The organism is Phaeobacter sp. NW0010-22, assembly GCF_040365955.1.
Lineage (GTDB): Bacteria > Pseudomonadota > Alphaproteobacteria > Rhodobacterales > Rhodobacteraceae > OMPR01.
The window spans coordinates 1-19,276 of the sequence record NZ_BAABWT010000015.1 but is presented as its reverse complement, the minus strand read 5'-3'; the positions used below and the strand labels follow the sequence as shown (position 1 = coordinate 19,276).

The window sequence follows — 19,276 nt, the reverse complement described above, 5'->3', positions numbered from 1 at the left end:
CACGGACGGGGCGTCGTTGACGGCAGTGACATTCACGGTGGCCGCTACACTCGAGGAATTGTCGCTGCCATCATTCAGCACAATATTGATCGTGCGGGCACCACCCGTCGGGTTGTCAGCGTCGGAGTTGTCATAGCGCAATGCTTCAACCAAATCAGCGATAACACTAGGAGTCGCAGTGGCCGTAGTGAAGGTGACGACAAGGTTTGATCCATTTGTGCCGCCAGCAACTGTCCCGAACTGGACACTGTTAAAAAAGACGCCGCCACCCGCAACACCGATGCCTGTTGCACCACCATTGTTGATCGACAATTGATCTTCGCTCAGGCCCCCGGTGAATGACACGGTCAGTGTGCCACCGTTGAAATTTGCGTCATCGGAATCTGTTACAACCACGTCGCCGCCGGATTCAATGGCCACAGGTCCGCCAAAGAGCTCGTTAAAAGCCGAAACATCGCCGCCATATCCGGTGATCACCGCAGCATCATTCACCGGTGTCACCGTGAAATTAAACGTCTGGTTGACGATTTGGTTGGGGCCGTCTGACAGATCAAACTGAAAACTGTCTGATACCGTTTCACCGCCATTGTGTTTATATTGCAGGTCGCCGTCGGCAATGTTCTGCTGGGTAAAGGTGCTGGCCGCCAGCAGGGTGGTATCGCCTGCGTTGAACGTGTTTGACCCGTCGTTATCCAGATAAAGCGTGCCGTTGGTAACAGTTGAATCCAGCGTATAGGTCAGGTTTGAATCGGCCGTATCCGTATCGTTGGTTTCCAACTCGGATGTTGTAACAATGTCATGGCCGTCTTCAGCGACCGTCGACCCTGTGTTTGTGTCCAGAGTTGGTGTGGCACTTGGGGCGGCGACGCTGAAGTTACTATAAGCTTTAGGGGGATTGGTCGTCGGTGAACTATTTGAAGTAACCCAGTTACTTTCGGTCATGATTGCGGCCAGAACACTCGCTGGGGTGCCCGTTGTCGTACCGTTGTAATACCCGTTGTCAACCTCGGGCGTGAACCCGACTTCATACCCGATCAGGGATGACGGCAGTTGTGACTCGTTGTTGTCATTAGTAATCCCGTTGTGAACTGGTGGATTAGTGTGCCAACCGTTTGCCAACAAAGGATTTGCGGCATTATCTGCATCGCCGAAATTCAATCCAAACAACAAATTTGGGGATTGCCCTGTTGAAGCGACGGCACCTTGGTAAACAAATATCTGATCACCCGAACTTGCTAGCCCAGAGTTGGGACCCGTAGACGTTACAGTTCCGACCGATGCCGTCTGATGCCCGTGACTGGCATCAGACGGGACACCATCATAGATCCTGACAACTGTTCCAGCAGATAATGCCTGGCCAGAGGTCCAAGTTCTTGTTCCCTCATGAACGGCAGTATCATTGATAATGACTCCCGCTGTATTAAAGCCCGCGTCGGTGAAATTGATGCTGGTTGTCGCATCGACATCTGCCAAGAGCACGAATGTAAAGCCATCGCCTTCGAGGTCCGCACCGACAGGAGTGTCCGAATTGAACTGAATAACGGCGATGTCGCCCTTGTTAAGTGTTGTGGCCATGACGGGTAATCTCCTGAATTCCTTACGAACCTAATCTAGGTGCATAAATAATTAATTGCTCATATTTTAGGCAGCTTAATACTAAAGCGCGCGCTGTCACTTCTTTTGTGACGGTTGAGATGTAAACTTACTGATTTTGCGGGTTTTCTGCGTGCTTTGGCATTCTGTGCGGCACTTGGTGCCACGGATAATTTTGAGTGGAACCTTACCGGAGGACGCCCGTCAAACCTGTGACTTAGGTCACATAAGTCCTGAATTTATCCACAAAAAGAGCGGTATTGAAGTGGGCTGAAATCATCCGTTTGCCCCGCATGTTTGTGCTAAAATAAGCCCTGTGCAACAGGGGGCAGAGCATTTTCAAATGCGGTTGAACAGGCACGCGAGGTAGAGCGCGATCGTTCCCAGAACGCTTTGACGATAGACCTGCGATGCTTTCAAAGACCGAAGCCGATGCCAGACCGGGCCAGTGCGGGCCGCCTTGTAGTGGGTCAACGTGGTCTGGGCCTGCGGGGTAAAGCGGTGCATGGATCCTTGCAAGGCAGTCAGGCCGATCTCATTCCAGCGTTGGAACCGCCCCCCGAGCAGGGCCGTAAATCGCATCAGTTTGGCGCGCAACGACAGGTTGGCACCGATCAGGTTGCCGGAATGCTGACGATACGACAAAACCGGCGCGGGGTCGTGGATCACATGACCACCACAGCCGGTGATCAGTTGATAGAGCCACCAATCATGCGCCACGGGATCGGTGGCTTCCTCGACCGCGGTGCGGGCCAAATCCAAAGCCGCCCGGTTCAGCACCATGGTGTTGCCGCCGCCAATGGATTGGACCAGAGCGTTGTTGAAACCCGGCGCCCGCGGGAAATCCGGTGAACGACCAATCGGCGATAGTTGTTGGTTGCAGATTACGGTGCTCGCGCAATAGAGTACGGGTTGTGTTTCTGGGAAGTCGGATAACAACCGCACCGCGCGCTCCAGCTTATTAGGGAACCAGATGTCATCTTGATCGGATAGCGCTGCAAATGCCAAGTCGTCGGGCGCCGCCTGAATCAGGGAGAGAAAGTTGCGCACAAACCCCTGCTGTGGCCCTGCACGGCAGTGGACCTGCCGATGTGGGTGTTGGGCCTGAAACCTTCGCAGGATGTCCAGGCCATCATCCGTGGAACCGTCATCAGAGACAATAAGAGACCAGGATTTATGAGTTTGGGCTGCAAAGCTGTCCAGTTGCGCCTGTAGATAGGGAGCCCCCTGATACAGCGCCAGAAAGATACAAACCTCTGACGTTTTCTGGTGTGTATTAGGTTTCAGTTCCATTTTAGGCATGCGATCGGAATTCAGTTCATCGTGAACAAGGCTGTGCTATTTATCGTCAAAGCGGTTGGTAAAATCCATAGCCGTTTTGACGATCCGGTGATTGCCTCGGGTGATTTGCCCAAGTGTTGGGCCATTCTCTGTTTCAGAGCCATTTCTGGGATGATCAGGTAATCCAAATTAGCCTAGGAACTCTGACGTGTCAGTTTCAAATGCTTGATTATTGCTTCGGTTGCAAGTGTTGCATGATCTGGCCAGGCACCGTGCGCACCGTTCAACTTATATTGGACCTCTTTGAGCATAGTCTTGCGCTAGTTCACCGACATAGGATGCACCCATGCCCGATACGTCACCGCGACTGGGGTTGCCATATTTGCAACCGTCTCAGGCCCAGAAACACGTCACTCACAACGAAGCACTGCAACAGTTGGATATGCTGGTGCAGTTGACCGTTTTAGCGATGGCTGCAGAAACGCCGCCTGGCGATCCCGCAGCGGGAGATGTCCATGCGTTGGGGGCTGCGCCGACGGCAGCCTGGGCTGGGCAGGAGGGCAAGTTAGCCTTGTGGACGGGATCCGGTTGGCAATTTATTGAGCCCCAGAACGGTTGGCGCACCTACGATCTCGGGTCGCAGCGCGCCTATGTTTTCACAGGTGGTGCTTGGCAACCAGAAACGGATACGTTGCAAAATGTAGCACAGGTTGGGATCGCTACGACGGCGGATGCGACCAACAGATTGGCAATTGCATCCGAGGCAAGCCTGTTTTCCCACGCCGGGGCAGGGCACCAACTTAAGGTCAATAAGGCCGCCGTCGGAGACACCGCTAGCCTGCTATTTCAGTCGAACTGGACCGGGCATGCCGAAATGGGGTTGGCCGGTGATACTGCCTTTACCGTTAAAACGAGTGCAAACGGCAGCACTTGGACCGAGAGCCTGCGGGTGGATCCCGTGAATGAAGAGATTGCTCTGGCTCCGTCTTCGGGCGTTAAGGCACGTCTGACGGACAGTGCTCTGCAACTGGATGTACCACTGACTGGTAATGCGGTGCAGACCGATGCACAGGATACTACTTCTGGCCGTGTACTAAAGGTCGGGAGCTTTGGTCTAGGGAGCGCGCTGCCGGACCTGAATGGTGATCTGTTTGCTGATGCCAACAAAACCGGTTTTTATTTTGCCCGCCCAAGTGCCAGTTCAGGGGCATCGGATATGCCTTCTGACGGGGATTGGCATGTGCTCAAATCAGCTAGACAGGCGGGTCAGGCCGTAGCCTTGGCGGTGCCGCAGGACAACGCCCAGGATGCGGCGCTGTGGTGGGTCACACAACAGGGCGGCACGGTAGGGAACTGGCGTCGCGCGATTGATACCGGCAATCTGGTTGGCACTGTTGCGGGTACTGGCAGCGTGCCAACAGGAGCCGCCTTTGAACATGGCTCCAACGCCAATGGCTACTATACCCGCTATGCTGATGGCACCCAGATTTGCTGGCGTCGTAACTGGTCGATCGGACCGGGCTCGGCCACTTGGAACTTTCCGGCAGCCTTTCTGGGCGGGCAGGGGACTGTGACGGTTATTGGAACGTCCACCAGCGTTGCTGTGGACCGCTCAGTGACTGGGCTGTCCTCGAGTTATCAGGATGCCACTATCCGGGTGTGGGACAAAGACGGCGTGGGGACTACGGCCGGAGTATCCCTGATTGCCATTGGTCGTTGGATTTAAGGAGACACCATTCATGCATATCTCATTTACCCCCATGCGCCGGGAAGACCGGCTTGAGTTGAGCAAAGCCGATGATGTTTTGACCATCAATGGCGAGACCTTTGATTTTTCCCCGCTGAGCGAAGGGAGCACCTTGCCGCAGGATGCGGTTTCTTGTGATTGGCTGGCCTCAGATGTCGTGCGGGTCGATGGGGTGATTCAATTGACCTTGATCTTACCGCATGGGGCAAATGCGGGGGAAGAGACCCTGTTTCCCGCGCCGATCGAGGCATTGAATGGCCCGATCCTGTTGCCGCCCTACACCCTTGATGACAGAGAGGTCTGAACCATGAGTAATATCAATGTATCGCGGATCATTACCGCTGAAGACAAGCTGGTGGAACAGCAGAAACAACAGCTAGATGCCCGTAAGATAGATTGTCGGACGCGGATTTTTGCGGTCTGTGATGAGATTGCCCAGATCAATTTGGCTTCGGCCGCCAGTGCGGGACTGTTCAATGCAGAGCAGATGGAGGTTTATCGCGCTGGGTTGGCCTGGATTGATGCGATGCGCACTGCCTGTGTGAGTGGTGACTGGCCGGATCCACCCGCTCAAGTGGTCGAGCTGGCCTCGCGGTTCTAAGGCTTGGCAGGCCGGGGCAACCCGGTCTGCACATTCTAGAGAGACAGATCCCAAATCCTGACATCCTGATCGTTGAAGCGAAAATACTCTACATCAATCAAACTGTCGGTGCCATCAGGACCCGTGGCGGTCACGGTTGTCGCGCTTGTACGCGTCAGGGTGTAATCGGCGTAATCCCCATTAAACAGGGCATAGTCTGATCCATCACCACCATCGATCGTGTCGTTGCCCGCGCCGCCCTTTAACTGATCTATCCCACCGTAGCCGAACAGAAAATCATCACCGTCAAGACCGGACAGTTGATTGCGTCCGGAATTGCCGCCCAGTCGGTCATCAAAGTGTGAGCCGATCAGGTTCTCGATTTCGAAATAAAGATCCCGTGCGGCATCCCCGGTGATGCCGCGTCCGGTTTCAGCTCCTTTTACGGTGGCACCATTGCTTAGTGAAGCCGAGATGCCAGCGCTGGAACGGTAATAGGTCACGGTATCTATTCCGGCGCCACCAAAGTAGCGTTCACGCCCCCCGGTCGAGCCGACAAACCAGTCATAGCCGCCCAGACCTCGGAAATCATTCGACTCGCCATCACCGAAAAAGACATCTTGCCAGCTGGACCCTGTGATCCGCTCGATACTGATGTAGGTATGTCCTGCGGCCAGACGGGTGTTGTTGTTCGTGTTGTCTAGATCCACCACCACCCCGGCGACTGAACTGGACCCCGGTGGTGCGCCAGACCCAAAGACGGACCCGACAATTGCCGCCCCTGATCCCATCCATTCCACATAAGACACCATGTCTTTTCCAGTGCCGCCATCCAATGTGTCCTGCCCCGAGGTGGCGGTAAACCAATCATAATCCCCCAGCCCACGCAGCTGATCATCCCCGTCACTGCCCTTCATGCGGTCTGCGAAAATGGTTCCGGTGACCCGCTCAATATTGACCAGCTCATAGGTGTTTTCCGGCGATGTGCTGGCTGTGCCCGCAGCAAGATCCAGTTCTAGCAAGTATTGCACATTGGTGCGTCCTAGTCGGTCCGGTAAATCGACAAAGCTCACCATATCCCGGCCTGATCCCCCGTTTATGGTGTCTTGCCCCTCGCCTGGAATGATCCAGTCATAGCCTCCGCGTCCTCGAAGCAAGTCATTGCCCGGGCCGCCGTTCAGGGTGTTGCCGTTGTCATCCCCACTGAGCGAGTCCCCATAGTGCGAGCCGACAAGCGACTCTATATTGCTCAGTTCATCGCCCGCCGCATCTCCGGTATTCTTGCTGCTGTCCAGCAGGTCGACAGTCACACTTTGAGTTGCGGCGGCATAGGTCATGGTATCAACACCACCCGCCCCGTCGATGGAATCCTCTCCTTCTGTCCAGATAAATGTGTCACTCTCCGGGCTTCCGATTTGAGGCAGGCGCTCGGGGATCACGACATGACTGTCGTTAAACAGTAGCCGTTCCTCCAAATCTGCAGCGCTCAACCGTGCCCCGTTGTGACTGTGCACGGTCAAGACCTCCTTGTCCCACCGCAGCACGGCCCCCGTAGCAGAGGTGCTGACTGAAATGTCACTCAGCCCGCTCAGCGCAGTAAAACTGGACAGGTCAATCCGGTCTTCGGTCACATTGAAATCCCGGATGATATCGCCTTGTTCATCGGGTCTCAGAACAAACAGATCAGCCCCGGATCCTCCGCGCAAGGAATCGCGGCCGCCACCGTCAATCAAGATATCATCACCTGCCCCGGCCTGAACTTGCCCGTCCCCCTCTGGGGCAGTCAGGATATCCCGTCCATCCGTGCCGGTACTACGGGTTGCGGTGACTCCGATTGGACCAAGATCCAGATGCAACCGAGTTAATCCGGCGTCCCCAGCTGAGAGTGCGAAGAGCTCGATTTGATCCCCTACCTGAGCGAATTGCAATTGGCGCACCCCGTCCAAAGCGGTCAAAATGCCATCGATCTGAGTATCCAGAAGCACCAGCCGCCCATTAGGTAGAAGTTGAAATAGACTCACCCCGCCATCATTGCCTGCCACCGCCACAAACACTTGACCATCCAATGTGATCGTGTCCAGCGCAGAAGCCCCAGAAAAACGCGTTTCAAGAGTGTCGATGGCCTGATCAATAAAGCGCATCTCACCGGCGGCTAATAATTCGATAACGGTCAGAGAGGAACTGCCAAACGAGGTGATCAAGGCAAAGGTCTGCCCGCCCAATTCCACCACCTCAAGCGCGCTCGGGCGGTCAACTGGCAACAGTTCATCAATCCCGAAACTATCCCGAGCTTGCAGTTGACCGTTAGAGCGGAGTTCCAGCAAGCTCACCCCATTGTCCAAAGCCGAAATAGCCACCACAAACGGCTTGCCACCCAAGGTGACACCGGCCATGTCAGATACTCCTTTGAGATAGGTTGATCTGCTGTCGCCCCGCGTTGAAATCAGTGTTGGGACATCATCTTCGTTTAATTCATAGATTCCAATTCCAGAGCCTGTTGAACGGGCCGCAAACAAATAACTTTTCCCAAAGGCGGTCTGTTGATGCAGGACCATCAGATCCCCCACAAACCCGCTTTCATCCAGATACGCATGCGCACTGGTTTCGCTCCCGATCAGGTGCTGGATCGTGGTTTTGTCCAGCCCATGGGTGATCCCATCGACTGTAATGTTGACCTGCGTACTGCTGCGCCCAGTGTTTTCAACCTGCGCTCCGTCTGGCGATAATATTGCGGGGCTGAGATTCCATTCAGCCCGCGTTTCAGTTGCCGGATCATGAACCAGAAGTCGCAGTGTATCCCCCCCGGGTACAGCTAATCGCGATACTTGACTCAAGATTGGCATATTTGCAGTCCAGATGGTCTGGACGAACGACAAAATTCCCATTTCACAGTCCCACTACTGTGCTCCCACGCACAGCTGTAGAATTGTTAAAAGAGATTAACGCGCCCTTTGCCGAAAGCGGCGAAAGCAAGGCATACTGGTTGCATTCTATTAAAGTGGGTTAAGACATATGACCCTCGACAACGGCTCAGGATCTGCTCAACCCAGTCGCCAACGCTTGCGTAAGCGTTCCAGAAACGAAACCTCCTGGGCGCGTTCATTATAGAGCAATGCTGCGATTTCGGCCCAATGTGCTTGAGTAACGTCATCCCGGAACATCATGTCTTTGGGGACGCTGCCTTCGGCAAAGGAAAATCCTGACTGCGTGCTCTGTACTCGGGCGACCAAGGCTGCATTTCCGGGGCCAAAACGGCTTTGGAATTTCTGATATTCATAACGTGCCAACAGACTGGTGGGTTGGCCCTGTTCTAATCCCAAGGCTTGGTGGACAAGACGGATTAGTTTCTCAGAGGGCTGCTGTTGACCACGGGTGATCTGTGTGGCCACCCAATAGGTTAGGGGGGCTGGTGATGTGTTGACACTCTCGGGGGGGGGCGGGGTTAATTGTGACACATCCAGCCCAGCATCCAAAAGATCTAGAAATGTCTGCCCGATCCCCCCGGGGGAACGGCTTGCCTGATGATAATCGACCAGTTTGATTTGACTGGGAGAGAAGTGGCCCAATAACGTTTCGTGGACACTGGCATGGTCCAGCCGAACATCCTCAATCTGGCGCCGCTCAAAAGCCTTTCGCACGAACCGGTGAATGGGGCGTGGTGACTTGAATTTAGCGGCTTGCAGCCAGATCGACTGCGCAAGATCAGCCTGTTGCCGCAGGGAATAAACCAGGCAGATGTCTTCAAAGGCGGACAGGCGGCTGGCCAGATCGGCCAGATCAATCCGGCTGCGGCCCCAATGGGAAAACAGCTCGGATGAGAGAAATAGCGTACCCGGTGCTCGGGCATAGCGATCCGTGAGGGTCTGCCACAGAGCTTGCGCGCCTCCTGCTTGTTGGGCGCTTGCCACGGCATCGGGCACATCCAACCACAGAGCCGCCAATCCATGTTGCGCATAGCCATCGCCACAGGGTGGATAAATCACTCCAGCTTGTGCCAGTTGGGCCCGGTTCAAGTGGCACAGGGTTTGCAGATAGGTTGTGCCGGTTTTGTAGGTTCCGATGTGAAGGACAACTCTGGCCATGGTCGTGATCTCTGTCCCTGCTCAGCTCTGGGTTTCTGGTCTGGGTGCAAGTTCTGCATCCAGCTGATGTGTTTCACGAATGCCCAATCCGGTTGCGATAGCCAGACATCCCAGTACCCGTTCCATCGCGTGAGCGGTGGTGCCATCTACTAAGGCCTGTTCTGGTTCGAAATCTTGTGCCGTCAGCTTCAGCGCTTGGATTTGGGTCAGCAGCGCTGGTTTTATCCAATAAATTGACCCCGCCGGAAAAGCGAGGTTTGCCCCCCAATTGCGCTGCCCGATCCGATCCAACAATGTCTCGGCTCGGGGTTGATTTGGTCCCCACCAGATGTCGCCCTGATACAGCTGATGATCCGCAGTCCAGATCCCTAACTGTGTCTGATCCAGAAAGGTCTGTAACCGAACCTGAGTTTGATCAGGATCACCCAGAACCCCGGCCAACAGGGTCTGACGCCAGGCATCTCCATCTGCAAGATGGGGCGATTTCTTACTGTGCAGCTTGCAAACTGCGCGATAAGGCGTCAGCAGACCAGCGTTAATCAGATGGACAAATGGCAGGATATCGCGCCCATGATTGGGCAATGCCCAAACCTGCGCTCGGGGAAACGTGGCCTCGATTTCTTGGCGTACAGGCGCGCAATCAGTTTCAGACCCAGTCAGGGTGACATAAAGATCAAAATCAAAGTGTTGGCGGCGCAATGCAGTGGCAAACTCGGGCCACATCTCGTGATAGTAGAGATGCACCACCACAGCCACCGGAGCGCGTGGGTTGGGTGCATCCGTCGCGCCAATCGCGGGTAACGGAGGGCCGTCATACCCCCGCTGATCGGGCGACACCAGCACCTGGCGCGCCTCCTGCTTGCCGATTTCGATGTAGTGCTGCAATGGACGCACACCGCGTGCCATCAGATCCGGATTATGAAACAGATAGGCCCGCGGAGCGAAATGCGGGTTTGGGCTTAGCCCCAGGGCCTCGCCGAAGAGCACATAATGACGTTCGGGTGCACGGCGGAACAGCCAGCGCAGGCGCGGGTTGGATGCGATGTAAAAAGCTGGGTCGAACTGCGGGCTGGATCGCAACATACGTGCATAGCGGCGCTCATCTTGGGCAGGCCAAACAAAGCGCCACAGCGTTTGCATCCGTCGGAAGATGGGGTGCCTCCTCACGCGCGCCTCCTCTGGTCCGCTTACAGTAATGCGATGTCTTTGTGATACCGGATCAGCAACAGCAGTCCAAAGATTGCCAGAATGATTGAGATCATAAAGACGTAAAGCGGACTGACATAAACCGCATCATAGGTGGCAAAGAACCCTTTGCGCATCTGGCTGGTGATATGTGCGAGGGGGTTCAGCATAAAGTATTCCCGGAACCGTTCTGGCACGTTTTCGGGAATAAAGAAGATTCCCGCCAGAATGAACATCGGCCGGTTTGCCACCGCCCAAAGTCGTGCCCAAAGCGTAAAACGGGTCGACAGATAGCAATTCAACAATCCAACCCCAAGCGTCAGTGAAACCAACATGGCCACAGCCAGCATGATCGCTGACCAATCCAAGATCGGATTGAGCTGGTAGAGCACAATGATGCCAGTCATCACGATGACCATCACCAAAAAGTGGGTCAATGCATTTAAGAAAAACCGGGCGAGTAGCGCATCCATGAAGGTCACGGCCGGATAGGCCAGAAATGGTTTCGAATAGCGGATAGAGGCGGCCAACAAATTGCTGATCGTCATGTAAAACAGGAAAGGGAGCAGCCCAGTGGCATAAAAATAGGGAAAATTAGTCCCCAGACTGGGCGCGCGCAAGATCAGGCTGAACACTGCGCTCAGCAGAGCGATTCCTGCAACGGGTTCAAGAATAGCCCACGCATAGCCGCCCGGCGACGTGCCGTAAGAGGATACCATCTCGCGCAACATCAGAGCCGAAACTGACCTGAAAGTTCGGAAACGGCGGGACTTGGGTGCCTGGGCTGTGGGAAATGCCATGGTTTGTAGGCTTTCAATAAAACTGGATTAAGTTGGTCTCTGCCGGTAAAGCAAGGTAAAGATTTTAATAGACAATTGAAAGATCGGAATACACGTGGCTGACACATCGTCATCTGTAAAAATTCTTCAGCCATCGTCTTCTGGAGAGATGGCAGAGACCGCCAGAGAGCCTCAGACCGGTACAGGGCCGGAGTCGAACGGTAACTTGATTGCCGACTCCAAGTGCGTCGACAGATCTCAGTGGGTGGCCAGCCTCGGAGCCAAGCTTTCGATCAAGACGCATGAGCAATCAGACACCGATTCCGACACCGCGCTGCGGGTCAACTTTGATTCCAAAGGTAATGGAGGGCTTTACAGCAAGGCTATTCCGGCCCCCGGGCAGAAAAACCGTAAATATGAAGTCAGCTTTAAAGCGCGCGGCAGCCATTCCGGCATCCGCCTCTTTTATCAAATCGCCAGCCGAACTGCTGACGCCGACCTTGAATTCCACCCTCAGGCCAATAGTCAGATCACCGCGTCCTTTACAGAGGTAAGCGATGTTCTCGAACTGGGGGACATCGACATCAGCACTTTCCAACTTCGGATCATTGCACGTTCTTCGGGGGCAAATCGCTGGTTCGAGATCACTGATGTGGAACTGCGTGACATCACCGACGATCTGGCTGCTGAAGGTCAAGCGGATGCAAATATGTCCACCCTTCGCAAACAGCCGCAAGCCGCATCCGCCGTTGCTTCCGTCGTCGAAGTGGCACCAGCTGCACGCCCGGCCAGTATGCAAGCCCGGCACTGGCTCATGCTGTTCAGTTTTATTTTTGCGGTGATCCTCCCCACTGCGATTTCGGGGTATTACCTCTACGGCTATGCCAATGATCAATATGCGTCCAAGGTCGGATTTACTGTGCGCAAAGAAGAAACCGGATCGGGATTTGAGATGTTGGGCGGGTTGACCAATATCTCTGGCGCCAGTTCATCGGATACGGATATCCTCTATCACTTCATTCAGAGTCAGGAATTGGTTCAGGCGGTGGACACCGAACTGGATCTGCAAAAGTTGTACACTAAGCCGGAAAATGACCCGATCTTTAGCCTGAAACCAGATGCCACCATCGAAGAGTTGGTGGATTACTGGTTGCGGATGGTGCGTATTGTTTATGATCCGGGTACTGGTCTGATTGAGGTCGAAACTCGTTCGTTCTCGGCGCAAGATTCCCAAAACATCGCCGCAGCCATTTTCCGCCGCTCCAGCGCTATGATCAACGAATTGTCGGCCATCGCCCGGGCCGACCTGACTCGCTATGCCAAAGAAGAATTGGATCAGGCCGTCGTGCGGTTGAAAGAAGCGCGCCAGGCCATGACCTTGTTCCGCAACGAGACCCAGATCGTGGATCCCGGCGCCGACATTCAAGGGCAGATGGGCTTGTTGAATTCATTGCAGGCGCAGATGGCCGAAACCTTGATTGAGCAGGATCTGTTGCGTGAAACTGCGCGGACCAATGACCCACGACTGGAACAGGCCCGGCTCAAGGTCGAAGTGATCCGCAAGCGCATCAGTGAAGAGCGGCGCAAACTGGGGGTCAGTGGCGAGGGCGACACCCGCGTGTTTGCCGATCTGGTCGGTGAATACGAGAGCCTGCTTGTAGATCGCGAGTTTGCTGAGAAGACCTATTTGTCTGCATTGCTGGCCTATGACACCGCGGTTGCAGAGGCCCGTCGCCAAAGCCGTTATCTGGCGGCTTATGTGCGCCCGACTCTTGCCGAAACCCCACTCTATCCGCAACGTGAAATCCTGCTGGCCCTGACTTTGATCATTCTGTTTGGGATCTGGTCTATTGTGACTTTGGTTTATTACAGCCTGAAAGACCGCCGCTAAACCATGAGCGTACATCTGGAGAACGTCTGCAAAACCTTTCGCCTGCAAGGGGCGAGCAAGACTATTGCGCATAACATCACGCTGGATATCCCCCAAGGGCGCTCTATTGCACTGCTTGGGCGCAATGGAACCGGTAAATCCAGCCTCCTCCAGATGATTGCTGGGGCCATTCAACCAGATTCAGGAGAGATCGTTTCCCAGGGCAGCGTGTCTTGGCCTGTCGGATTTCAAGGCAGTTTCCATCGCGACTTAACGGGTGCACAGAACGCTAAGTTTCTAGCTCGGGTCTATGGGGTGGAGACCCGCGAATTGTTGGATTTTGTTGCCGATTTCGCCGAGCTTGGAGCGCATTTTCATCAACCGGTGCGCACCTACTCCTCGGGTATGCGATCACGGCTGGGGTTTGCCTGCTCGATGGGCATTCATTTCGACGTTTACCTCGTCGATGAGGTGACTGCAGTGGGAGATGCGGCGTTTAAACGAAAAAGCGAAGCGCTGTTCATGAACCGACTGCAAAGCAGTGGTGCTCTGTTTGTCTCGCACTCGATGCCATCTATTCGGCGAGTCTGTGATGCAGGTGCGGTATTGGAAAACGGGCGGCTTCAGTTTTTTGATGACGTGGAAGAGGCCATTAACCGGCATGAACGAAACATGCTGGTGCGTTAAACAAGCGGTAGCAGTACGTTTGAACGAGCAATAATTATACATAATCCACATTATTAGATTAATTATCGCTGCCGGATGGGCGCTAGAACACCCAAATATCCAAAGGGCTTATGTCGATTCCGGTTGATATTGTGGCAAAATGTATTGCGCCCAGAGATGCCGTCCCATCCGGATCGTACAGGAGAGCGCCAGTCGTTGTGTTAAAAATAATCCTGTCACTTAGGTCTTGGGCAAGACCCGTGGCATTGGCTGTGAAGTTGATATCTTGCAGCCCCCCCACCTCTAACTCAACAAAGATCGTGCGGTCGAGAGCGATGCGATCGTAGCCTGGGGAATATCTGCGAATGGAGTCGACATTGGTCTCTGCATCCAATGCTGTGTCGAAAACAAATGTATCCGCGCCAGACCCACCGTATAAATCGTCGTGACCTTCGCCACCCAATAGCGTGTCCATCCCGTTGTGCCCGCGTAGACGATCATCGCCCTGCCCTCCGCGGATCAAGTTGTTTTTATCGTCACCATAAACATAGTCGTTGAACGCTGAGCCTGTGATATTTTCTATGGAAACAAAAGTATCCCGTGACGCTTCGCCAGCACTACCTTTGCCGAACCTTAAATCCAGATTGACCCTCGTATCCGCCGTTGCGTAACTCGCAAGGTCAACTCCAGAGCCCCCATCTAAGAAATCACCACCGACCCCGCCGACCACGGTATCATTCCCAGCTCCTCCGATGATTCTGTTGGATACTTTAGATCCGATAAGGAGATCATGGAAATCGCTGCCAGTCAGGTTTTCTATTGAGATAAATGTGTCCCCTTTTGCCTCTCCAGTCAGGCCTTTGCCTGTGCGTAGGTTGATCGACACAGAGGTGGAAGCATTTGCGTAATCGGCCCAATCCCGACCCGAACCGCCGTGCAGATCATCCGCGCCAGCACCGCCAATCAGTGTGTCGTTGCCATTGTGACCCCGGAGCCGATCTGTGCCGTCCCCGCCTTCGATTTTGTTTTTAGCGTTGTCCCCATAAACGTAATCATCAAAATCAGTGCCCAAGATATTTTCAATTGCGATGAAAGTGTCCCCGCGCGCGTCACCAAAGGTTCCACGAGATAAGCGAAGGTCCAAATGCACTTTGGCGGGTGCTGAGGCATAATGTGCAACGTCGATTCCATCACCGCCATCCAGTTCATCTGAACCAGCACCACCGATCAGAACATCATGACCGCGACCTCCAAGGATGTGATCGTTTCCACCCAAGCCGATCAGCGTATCATTTCCCGTTTCCCCCACAAGATCGTCGCGACCCTCTAAGATGCTCTGAAAACTGGCCGATAATGCCTCTGGGTCATCGGGCATCTCAACATTTTCAATCTCCAACCGATTGAAACCAACGATGTAGTCGTCGCCACTTGTGGATGCCTGAACCCGCGCGCCCAGATCCTGCAGAATGGCCAGCTCCAAAGCTGAAATATGCAGCCGTTGTCCTGGACGTATGCTTTCAGACAAGAGCGACACTGAATTCAGGATTTGGGACTCCGCTGAACCATGCAGAATATCAATATGACTGGCATTGCCGGCAACAAGCTGGATGGGATTGCCGCCATTCAGGCGCTGTGCATGCGTGCCCGCAAAAGTAGGAGCCGCGCCTGAACTATGGTCGATCAACGCGTCAAAGGTTGTTCCGAACAATCCGGAGATCTTGTCCGCGCCATCTCGAAAAGACAGGATTCCCAAACCATGCGCAAGTTCATGGAGAACGATGCTGTACAGGTCAAACTGATAGGACGGCACGGTGCTTGATCTGGTTGTCAGGTCTGCCTCGATATATGCGTTTGCCAGAGCCTGGGCATCGAAATTGATGACAATATCACGCAACGCCCCATTTAGATCCACGCCACTGTTCAGTTCAAACAAGGTAAGTGGCTGTGCAACCTGATAGGCCCCATTATGATTGCCCGTGTTGACAAAAGACGTCCCTGCCGTCGCCAGCGTAGCGTTTGGCAAATCAGTAATATTCAACTCAATCTCGAACGAGACCCCGTGATCAGAATACAGATACTGCCCCCAATCCCGAGCGGCAGTAAGAACCAGTTGCTCTAAGGTATCAAGGTAGTCTGGTGAAAACACACCGCTCTCAACGTTGACTGCGCGAACAGTCCACCCCACTTTGCCCATTTGTACCACTCCCAAGCCGAAAAACGGCTCTGAGAATTTGGGCGGCTTGCAGTAAACAAGCGGACAAGATCACGATTCAAATTAGAATGAATGCAGGTGTTTTTAATTGGGATTTTAGGGTCACTTTATCCATTCCACCACCCTAGGTAGAATTAATTGCGATAAATGCAATCAAATGTGCAGATGCGAAGTTCGGGAAATGAAAAATCTCAGTGAGCCCCTTGTTAAAAATAGAGAAAATCATTGATGCTCAAGTGTTGTGAGTTAGGATTTTCAAATAATATTGGGCGTATTTTAAACAAAATCTATTGACGTAAGTTGCTTTGCCCTGTTGAGTGGAGAAACTACTTTCTTTGAAAGTTATTTGTTTTTTTGGAGTGGTGAAGGGGGAATATTCAGTTCGGGGTGGTATTCACGTGAGTATCGGTTTCAAGCGAGTAGGAATGTGGCCTGATAAGGTTGTTTTCCTTAGGTAAAACACCACTTTGTGGCAGACTGACCTTTATTCAGGTTGGCGTCTCAGAGGCGCGGCAGATGAACTGCGGAAATAAACCTATCGAACTGACTATCTAAAATTCAATCATATTCCCCGTTTCCTGTGAATGGGTAATATATGCCGCCGCGCGAGCCGCGGAAAGCCGAACGCCTTTGGCGGTTGTCGGATGGTTGGTTTTTGTCTCTTTCAGCATTCACTGAAGATGGCGGGTGCACATGGAACAAAGAAACCAAACCTTGATGAAACGCCTGAACGCGTTTTTTTCATATCTTTTTTGTGAATTGCGAAAAATCTGCCGAGAATTCGCGGATATGTTTTCCGCCCTTTTCAAGACCCAGTTTCGAACCGCCCTCGGGTGGGAAAACGCTGCAGTATTTGCGGCGTTTTCTGTGTTCGCCCCGTCCGTTTGCGCCCTCGAGCGCGCGCCCGGAGCCCGCGCAATGCGCCGCACGGCCCGGCCCCACACTCCATTCAATATTTTCGCTGGTGCCCCTCGCCCGGCACTGCAAAAAGTAGGAATTTAACATGCCAGCTTCGACTATTACTATTGCCTCGATCGTTTTCTCCGACGATGTGATCAACACGGCGGATATCACGAGCCCAGTCACAACCGTCACATTGGAAATCTCGTATAGCGGCACAATGGACCCCCTTGCCACGCCGCCTTTGATCACCAGCAACGTAGGCGCTTTGCTGGTCGAGACAGGAGTTGCCGACTGGGATGGGGCCGCGACAACCTACACCGTCGAGTTTCAGATTGAGGATGTGGCTTTTCCTGTGGGCAATCTGATATTTACGATTGGCGAGGCTGTGGATAGCATGGGCGCCACCGTGAGTGGTGATACCGTACCCGCCTTGTTCAATGGCAATCCTGTTGTGGTTGATACGGTTGCGCCTGCTGCTCCGACTGTCGCGCTGTTGGATGACACAGGGGCAGACGGGGATCTCGTCACAAACAATCCTGCGTTGGATGTGACAGGTCTCGAAGCTGGAGCAACGGTTGAATATTCCAGCAATGGCATAGACGGCTGGGGGACCACGGTGCCCGCAGCGAGCACAGGGTCCAACACGGTCCATGTGCGTCAGGTTGATGCTGCGGGCAATGCCGGCCCGTCCAGTTCGATCACGTTCACATTGGATACAACCCCTCCTGCTGCTCCGACTGTCGCCCTGTTGGATGACACAGGGACAGACGGGGATCTCATCACCAACAATCCTGCATTGAATGTGACAGGCATCGAAGCCGGAGCAACGGTTGAATATTCCAGCAATGGCATAGACGGCTGGGGGATCACGGTGCCCACGGCGACCACAGGGTCCAACACGGTCCATGTGCGTCAGGTTGATGTCGCGGGCAATGCCGGACCTTCCACAGAGTTCACGTTCACATTGGATACAACCGACCCAGCTGCTCTGGCCACTGTTGCCGCGACAATCAATGAATACCCGGATCCCAATGCTGGCGCTGCGCCGGGCGCGGTTTTGGCAACTTTCGCCGGGACCGATATGGGCAGTGCGCCCGAACTTACATATTCCTTTGCCAATATCGGGGATGCGGACAACTATGATCTGGTAGATACGGGTACAGCTTGGGAGCTGCGCGTCAAAGATCCTGCGTTCTTTGATTACGAAAATCACCTTGCCATGGGTGTCAGCAGCACCACCGTTGATATCGTTACCACAGATGCAGCTGGCAATGACACCACCACCACATTCACTGTCACGCTGAACGATCTAAATGATGCGCCGGTTGTGGGCGGAGAACAGCTTGGCCTCACGCCCAGTTTCACCGAGCGCACAGATCTGGCGGGTGATGAAAACGATCCCATCCTTGTTACAGGTCAGTTCGACTTTAGCGATGACGACGTGACCGACACGCACTTTACTGGCGTCAGCAACAAATCAGTCACCGGGACACCGTCGTTCCTGGGGACGTTCCTTGCTGGACAGGCGGGGGGTACTGTGAACGGGCAAGGTACCGTTACGTACACGCTGAATATTACGGATCAAGCTGAGCGGACGATCATCGACAATCTGGCTGACGGCGAGACCATCGTGCAGGTCTATACGATCACTGTCACGGATCTCCCAAGTCTGGCATCGGTTGAGCAAGACGTTACCGTGACAATCACCGGCACAAACGATGCCCCTGTGATTACATCGACCGCACCCGATCATGCCCGCAGTGTCACTGAACTGGCGGACAATGCGGTAGCACCCGCCGAAGGCAGCTTGTTGACCACGACCAATGGGACCGTTTCATTCTCGGATGTCGATACAACCGATCTGCACAGTGCGATGCAATCCGCCACAGTCACAGACGGGTCTGGTGGCACTGTTGCGTCTCCACTTGGTAGCTTGACGCTTGGCGCAGTGGATCAATCTGCTCACACGGTCGGCTACACCTTTACGGTTTCGGATGCGGACATCAATTTCCTCGGCGATGGGGACAGCCTGACACAAGTCTATACGGTCACCGTGTCCGACGACAGCGGCGTCGCCAACGCAGATGCGACGGTCGATATTACCATCACCATCAATGGCACCAACGATGCGCCGGTTATTTCGGCAACGGAAACCAACGCCATGGGACTGGTCGAGGTGGGCGTGAACGAGGCTGGCGTTGACGAAGTGTCTGGCGATGTTTCCGGCACCTGGGCTGATGATGATCAGGGCGAACAGGCCCTGTTGGCCGTGGTCGAAGGGGCCGCGTCCGGCGGGACACAGGGCACGCTGACATTCACCGGGGGCACCGGGGATGAAGCTGCAATTACAGGGACTTATGGTACGCTGTACCTGAAGG

Annotated in this window: 13 protein-coding genes; 6 read left to right on the top strand and 7 right to left on the bottom strand. The window is 54.1% G+C overall.

Annotated features, from left to right (window positions below):
• On the bottom strand, positions 1-1,575 hold a 1,575-nt coding region (locus tag ABWV33_RS22300; RefSeq protein ID WP_353333936.1), incomplete at its 3' end, for a cadherin-like domain-containing protein.
• Positions 1,576-1,932: 357 nt separating this feature from the next.
• Positions 1,933-2,886, bottom strand: coding sequence for a glycosyltransferase family 2 protein (locus ABWV33_RS22295; RefSeq protein WP_162930542.1), 954 nt, complete (start codon positions 2,884-2,886; stop codon positions 1,933-1,935).
• Positions 2,887-3,220: 334 nt separating this feature from the next.
• Here ABWV33_RS22295 and ABWV33_RS22290 point away from each other — a divergent pair, with 334 nt between their 5' ends.
• The 3 genes from ABWV33_RS22290 to ABWV33_RS22280 are packed head-to-tail and all read left to right on the top strand — an operon-like array spanning position 3,221 to position 5,222.
• Positions 3,221-4,600 (top strand): DUF2793 domain-containing protein, encoded by a 1,380-nt coding sequence (locus ABWV33_RS22290; RefSeq protein ID WP_353333934.1) that lies wholly within the window; start codon positions 3,221-3,223, stop codon positions 4,598-4,600.
• Positions 4,601-4,613: 13 nt separating this feature from the next.
• On the top strand, positions 4,614-4,925 hold the full coding sequence (locus ABWV33_RS22285) for a hypothetical protein (RefSeq protein ID WP_353333932.1): 312 nt from the start codon (positions 4,614-4,616) through the stop codon (positions 4,923-4,925).
• A gap of 3 nt (positions 4,926-4,928) precedes the next feature.
• Entirely contained in the window at positions 4,929-5,222 is a 294-nt protein-coding gene (locus ABWV33_RS22280) for a hypothetical protein (protein WP_113824698.1), read from the top strand.
• A 35-nt stretch (positions 5,223-5,257) separates the two neighbouring features.
• Here the strand turns inward: ABWV33_RS22280 and ABWV33_RS22275 are convergent, their stop codons facing one another.
• The 4 genes from ABWV33_RS22275 to ABWV33_RS22260 all read right to left on the bottom strand — a co-directional run bounded on the left by ABWV33_RS22275 (position 5,258) and on the right by ABWV33_RS22260 (position 11,268).
• Positions 5,258-8,044 (bottom strand): calcium-binding protein, encoded by a 2,787-nt coding sequence (locus ABWV33_RS22275; RefSeq protein ID WP_353333930.1) that lies wholly within the window; start codon positions 8,042-8,044, stop codon positions 5,258-5,260.
• A gap of 198 nt (positions 8,045-8,242) precedes the next feature.
• Positions 8,243-9,283 carry a hypothetical protein gene (locus ABWV33_RS22270; RefSeq protein ID WP_353333928.1) on the bottom strand — a complete coding sequence of 347 codons (1,041 nt, stop codon included), beginning with the start codon at positions 9,281-9,283 and terminating at the stop codon, positions 8,243-8,245.
• A gap of 21 nt (positions 9,284-9,304) precedes the next feature.
• Positions 9,305-10,450: a rhamnan synthesis F family protein gene (locus ABWV33_RS22265; protein ID WP_353333926.1), complete on the bottom strand. Its 1,146-nt coding sequence runs from the start codon at positions 10,448-10,450 to the stop codon at positions 9,305-9,307.
• A gap of 20 nt (positions 10,451-10,470) precedes the next feature.
• Entirely contained in the window at positions 10,471-11,268 is a 798-nt protein-coding gene (locus tag ABWV33_RS22260; RefSeq protein WP_113824694.1) for an ABC transporter permease, read from the bottom strand.
• Between the two features lie 148 nt (positions 11,269-11,416).
• Here ABWV33_RS22260 and ABWV33_RS22255 point away from each other — a divergent pair, with 148 nt between their 5' ends.
• Together ABWV33_RS22255 and ABWV33_RS22250 are read left to right on the top strand one after the other, a co-directional pair.
• Positions 11,417-13,138, top strand: coding sequence for a KpsE/RkpR family capsule polysaccharide export protein (locus ABWV33_RS22255; RefSeq protein ID WP_353333924.1), 1,722 nt, complete (start codon positions 11,417-11,419; stop codon positions 13,136-13,138).
• A 3-nt stretch (positions 13,139-13,141) separates the two neighbouring features.
• The gene (locus tag ABWV33_RS22250) at positions 13,142-13,804 is read left to right on the top strand and encodes an ABC transporter ATP-binding protein (RefSeq protein WP_113824693.1); all 663 of its coding nucleotides are present in this window, start codon (positions 13,142-13,144) and stop codon (positions 13,802-13,804) included.
• A gap of 82 nt (positions 13,805-13,886) precedes the next feature.
• On the opposite strand, the gene ABWV33_RS22245 is transcribed toward ABWV33_RS22250, so the two are convergent.
• Positions 13,887-15,977: a calcium-binding protein gene (locus ABWV33_RS22245; RefSeq protein ID WP_353333922.1), complete on the bottom strand. Its 2,091-nt coding sequence runs from the start codon at positions 15,975-15,977 to the stop codon at positions 13,887-13,889.
• Between the two features lie 1,021 nt (positions 15,978-16,998).
• On the opposite strand from ABWV33_RS22245, the gene ABWV33_RS22240 reads away from it, so the two are divergent.
• Positions 16,999-19,276: beta strand repeat-containing protein (locus ABWV33_RS22240; protein ID WP_353333920.1), on the top strand; the 2,278-nt coding region annotated here is incomplete at its 3' end.